Source organism: Clostridium sp. (genome assembly GCF_036569345.1).
Lineage (GTDB): Bacteria > Bacillota > Clostridia > Clostridiales > Clostridiaceae > Clostridium_AD.
Map to the genome: position 1 here is coordinate 1 of NZ_DATCQT010000079.1, position 5,140 is coordinate 5,140.

7 protein-coding genes are annotated in these 5,140 nt (G+C 25.4%); all 7 read right to left on the minus strand.

The features are described from left to right. Positions 1–519: hypothetical protein (locus VIM70_RS07925; RefSeq protein WP_331945212.1), on the minus strand; the 519-nt coding region annotated here is incomplete at its 3' end. Continuing rightward, positions 509–1,075: a hypothetical protein gene (locus VIM70_RS07930; RefSeq protein ID WP_331945213.1), complete on the minus strand. Its 567-nt coding sequence runs from the start codon at positions 1,073–1,075 to the stop codon at positions 509–511. The genes VIM70_RS07925 and VIM70_RS07930, both read right to left, overlap by 11 nt. Further along, positions 1,033–1,590 carry a class I SAM-dependent methyltransferase gene (locus tag VIM70_RS07935; RefSeq protein WP_331945214.1) on the minus strand — a complete coding sequence of 186 codons (558 nt, stop codon included), beginning with the start codon at positions 1,588–1,590 and terminating at the stop codon, positions 1,033–1,035. The genes VIM70_RS07930 and VIM70_RS07935 overlap by 43 nt, the downstream gene beginning before the upstream one ends. A 301-nt stretch (positions 1,591–1,891) precedes the next feature. Then, positions 1,892–2,170: a DUF6103 family protein gene (locus tag VIM70_RS07940; protein ID WP_331945215.1), complete on the minus strand. Its 279-nt coding sequence runs from the start codon at positions 2,168–2,170 to the stop codon at positions 1,892–1,894. A 68-nt stretch (positions 2,171–2,238) separates the two neighbouring features. Then, positions 2,239–3,450 (minus strand): hypothetical protein, encoded by a 1,212-nt coding sequence (locus tag VIM70_RS07945; RefSeq protein WP_331945216.1) that lies wholly within the window; start codon positions 3,448–3,450, stop codon positions 2,239–2,241. 14 nt (positions 3,451–3,464) lie between these two features. Beyond that, positions 3,465–4,064: a hypothetical protein gene (locus VIM70_RS07950; RefSeq protein WP_331945217.1), complete on the minus strand. Its 600-nt coding sequence runs from the start codon at positions 4,062–4,064 to the stop codon at positions 3,465–3,467. Between the two features lie 17 nt (positions 4,065–4,081). Continuing rightward, positions 4,082–5,092, minus strand: a complete 1,011-nt coding sequence (locus VIM70_RS07955) for a bifunctional lytic transglycosylase/C40 family peptidase (protein WP_331945218.1) — start codon at positions 5,090–5,092, stop codon at positions 4,082–4,084. Positions 5,093–5,140: the final 48 nt, after the last annotated feature.

The window sequence follows — 5,140 nt, forward strand, 5'->3', positions numbered from 1 at the left end:
CTTTATTTCTTCATTCTTAATAGTTTTAACAATTTCTTTATTATTATTTAAAAATTTCATATCGACTGCTGTATTATTAGTTTTAAATTTTTGTATTTCATTTTTATACTTATCTAAAAACCAATTATATGGTTTTGATGAATTAAAAAACTCTTTGGGGTGTTCTATATATTCAGCTAAAAAACATGAAGTCTTTAATTGTGTGGAAGTTGGAGGTTGCAAATGGGCAACATTGGGTTTGTTTTTCAGAAATTTAATAGATGTATTTGTAAGTAAGATATATTTATTGTTATTTAAACTTATAATTTTAAAAAGTTTGCTTTCTTGCATGGCATGAATATCATTGAAGGTTTGACGTTCTGATTTGCCAGAAAATTTATATATTTGTTGTAAAAACATATAACCGCCAAAACAATTAATGATTTTTAGATAATGTTGATATTTTAAAACTATATCTATATAAGTATATGGATTTATTTCAAGTGCTGATGGTATTAATATATCTTCTTCAAGCTTCAATTTTTAACATCTCCCCACAACCAATTTCAGCAGCAATATTATATTTTTCTTGTATCTGTTCTTTCGTATAATTTTTTGTGGTTACCTCTACTCCCACTGAAATTCCATTACTAGAAAATGTTGCATCTACCATTGTATTTAAATTTTTAGTAGGATTATCTAATTTATATTGTTTTATTAAATCATTTTCATTTAACCAAGTTTTTCTTTGCTCTCGTTCTAAACTATAATATATACTAGATAATTTTAAATCGTGATCTATTTGTCTTTCATTACTTCTATAAAAATTATCTATATCACTATTAATTTTTACATGCGATTTACCTTTTTCATCAAGATAATAAACTTTAATTGTATTTGTTCCATGAATTACTATACCTTTAGAATATATATAACATTCCTTTTCAAGATTCTTTAATCTTTTTTCGCTTAACCCAATAATTTTTCTTGCATCAAAGTTTGAGGTCACACCAGTTCGTGCTATGCCTTTCATTAATTCAAGATCTCTTCCAGTTATACACTTGATTGATGGACCAGATTTCCTCCCTCTTGCCATTTTTTAATACTCCTTTTTTTTGCAATAAATTTATTTGTTTTCAATCTTAAATTTACAATATCCCATTCTTTAGAAAATAAATTTATAATTTCATTAAAATCATATTTTATACCATTAGATAATTTCTTTTTATTTAATTCAACTATGCAGAAAGAATCACTATTTGATATCCTACTAATCTCATTTATTAATTTTTCTTTATCAGAAATAAACATAAATAAAAAATTGCACATTATAATATCATATTTTTTTTGTAGTGGTATACCATTACTTAAATCAGTTTGAATAAAATTAATTTTAGTTATATCTATTTCACTAAATTTATTTATATCTATGGCAGTAATATTCTCGAATCCAAGTTTATTAAGATAATAAATATTTCTTGCCCTCCCACATCCTAGATCTATTATTTTATCTTTTACATTTATTTCGTTTATAAATTTATTTATAAAAAATCTTGTGTAGTCACTCCTGCTTTTGCTTGAACATTGTGGGCATATCCTTAAATCTTTCATATAATCACCTATTTACTCATTAAATATTTTTTGAATTTAGTAAAGTTACATTGGGGGGCTATATTAGAAATGTTATTGATAACGTGGACAAATGAACACAAGTCAATTAAAAAAGCAAATTTGTTGCGATCGCTTGCGATTTTTTGTTGCTGTTTGGTGTTTATTTGTCCACCTAGATTTACAGTGCAACTGTAATATCATATATCTGTTGAGGATACTGTGTTTGCTATGCAAAAACAGTATCCATTTTGACTGCAATTCACATTGATTTATGTAACTGCATAATCTCTCTATATATATTTTAATACTTTCTATTATTATTATCAAGTGTTTTACTTGATGATTTTTCTTCATTTGGTATTTCTTTCTGTATTTTATTAACCTTTCCTTCTGTCTCATCTTTTGTTTCAAAATCCTCTTCTATATACTTTTTTAATACTTTAGGTACATTTTTATTATATAATCCATCTAAATATTTAATGATTTCCTCATCAAGTTCTTTACCTTTATCTTTTAATGATACCCTAATCGCTTTGACTTTTTCCTCATTATATTCTAATTTAAATTGAAATTTTTTCATATTATCTCTCCTATACATATTTTATTTTATTTCTAAATTATAGCTTTCTTATAACAGTATACACCATTTTACTTTTTAACAACCTTTTCAACTGCTTTCGTAGGTGCTTTTTTAGCTATTTTTTTAGTTGCTTTTTTTTTGTTTTGTATCGCTAAATTATTTTTTTTAAGTTGTTGAATATGTTTTTCTTTCTCCACATATATAAGAAATACTTTATAATTATCTTGATATACTTTTATTTCTGTATTATGTTTCAATTGAATTTGGTTTAATTGTTCCAGTTGTTTCTCTTGTGTTTTTTTTAATTTTAATAAAATATTATCACTTTTTATACTTACTTTATCTGTTTTTATATTTGATTTATCTTTGATTTTTTTAATATCATTAACCTTTTGATCTAGTTTATTTATCTTTTCTATGAGTGAAGATTTAGTTATTTTCAAAGTCGCATTTTGCTGTTCACTATCAACTATTTTTGATTTATAACTATTGATTTTTTGATTTGTATTAGTCTGTTCTTCTTGAATTTCATACTTATATTGACTATTTAAACTAGTAATCTTTTCATTAGCCATATTAATCAAATTTTCGTTATTTTTTATATTATTATTGATAGAAACTATTTCCTTATTTATATTACTTATTTCACTTTTAGTTATATTAATAATGTAGTCATTTTGTGTTTCCGATTTAAGATTATTGTTAATTTTCACTTTTCTATAATCACAATATATAGTAGTGGAATTGTTTTTAATTACATTATTATCATTACTTGCACTTTCATCAGCTGTATTAGAATTAAAATCATCTGTAGTTATATTACTAGGATCTATACTTACATTTGAATTTGAGCTTGAATTTTGGCTAACTTTTAATGCAATAGCTTCATAATTTTCTGGTATATTTTCAATTCTAACAATATAAATATCATCTGTATTTAGTATCGTTTTTACTGCTAATTTCTGTTTTACATTAACTTTAGCTTTAGCAGAAAAATTAAGTTTTGTTGCTATATAATCTCCAGAATCTTTATAAGATAATTCTACTTCCATGAAGTTTTTGTCCTTATTGTGCTCCCATCTGTTTATAGATAATTTTGTAGAACCTGCATTTACTTCCTTACCTAAACTGCTATTCATAACAGTAGAATTATCGGGTAATATACTGTTTGCATTGAAAAATATGAAGTACATTATTATTATTATTATAAATGAAATATAATAAAATAATGATTTATTATGCTTAACACTTGTATTTGAATAAGCTAAATTTTGAATCACATTTTCACCTCATTTTAATTAATAAATGGTGTATTCTTTAATGGTTTATTAATTAATAAATCATCAACTACCCATTTATTATCAACATTTCTTAATTTTAATTCTATCAATATTGGTGTTGTACTATCTGTTTTATTTACTTGCATTTCTTGGTCAGCTAATACTAAAACACTTACATTGTTATCATCTTGTATTGCCTTAGAATATAATCTAATATTTTCAATAGATATTTTGTAATTAACATCACTTTGCAACTCATCTTTTTTTGTTGGTTCTAATTTGTTTATTAAGTAAGTAGTTGAGTACGGTTTTATATTGTCATAAATTTTATCTTTACTTAAAGCATCATAGTTAAAAAAAGCATTTAAAAATTGATTTGAAACTTCATTTATCTTTACTGCTCTATCGCTATCTTTTGTATCAATTTTTTTATTTAATTCACTTATTTTATTGTTATTGTTTTTTAATTTCTCCTTTGTACTTGTAAGATTTTTATCACTTGTTATGTAATTTTTATAATTTTTATAGTTCATAATTATTACTGTTGTTAGTGATATTATAAAAACTATATTGCTCATAATTAAGTATTTATTTACTTTTTTATTGCCTGACATATTTAATCCTCCTAAGTTTACTTCTCATTATATTTCCCAAACCCTGCTAAATCAGACCGATTATAACTCTGAATTTTAACAACATCATTGCTCTTAGGTGCATTTATCATTATACCGTCACCGATATACATTCCTATGTGATGTATGTTTCTAACATCACCAAAAAAAACTAAATCTCCAATCTCTGGGGTAGTAGTTTTTGTTGAATTATCATAGTACCCTTGTGCTGTTGAACGTTGTATTTTGTATCCAGATTTTTGATAACAATAATATATTAATCCACTACAATCAAAAGTATTTGGACCAGCAGCTCCCCATATATACGCTTTACCTTTCTGTTCTTGTGCTATTTGTATAACTTTTTCTAGTTTACCAGAGCCACCTTTTACAGTCTCAGAACTTGTATAATACTTAAAAACATGAGCTACATAATTCACATCTCCATAGCTTGACCATCCAACTTTTTTAGCTTGCACCGTAGAAAATTCTTGTGCAACTGCAAGTGAATATCCCCCTTTCGATTTAGCAAAACCGATAAATCCTTGACCAAAATTATAAGTTTGAAGTGCTAAACTAATATTTTTAGTATCATTAATATCTTTAACACCAGCCTTTGTAATAGAGTCTTTAAATTCTTGTACTCCACAAAAAACCGAATAATCTGGATTAGTTATTCCATTAGGCATTTTCGGATATTCCGTATTGTAAGCTCCTTCACTAGCTTGCATTACGTCAATTGAAGACCCTCCACTTTCTTGTTGAATAAGTGCTAGAATTAGATTTACATATTGAGGTATACCAAATTGTTTTGCATATTTTTCAACCTCTGGTTTCCATGCTAAAACAGTTGCTGATACATTAGAGGTTCCCATAGCGACACCATTATTATTGTTTGTATTGCCATTACTTCCTATAAGTATTAATGCTGTTGTAGAAACAATTACAATTAATAAAAGTAATGGCAATATAGCTACCATTACTTTTATTAATAATTTTCTTATTGATTTTTTTATTATTTTTTTAAGCACTTTTTAAGCACCACCTTGGAACATATCCAATTCTTTTTCACTTGCTTC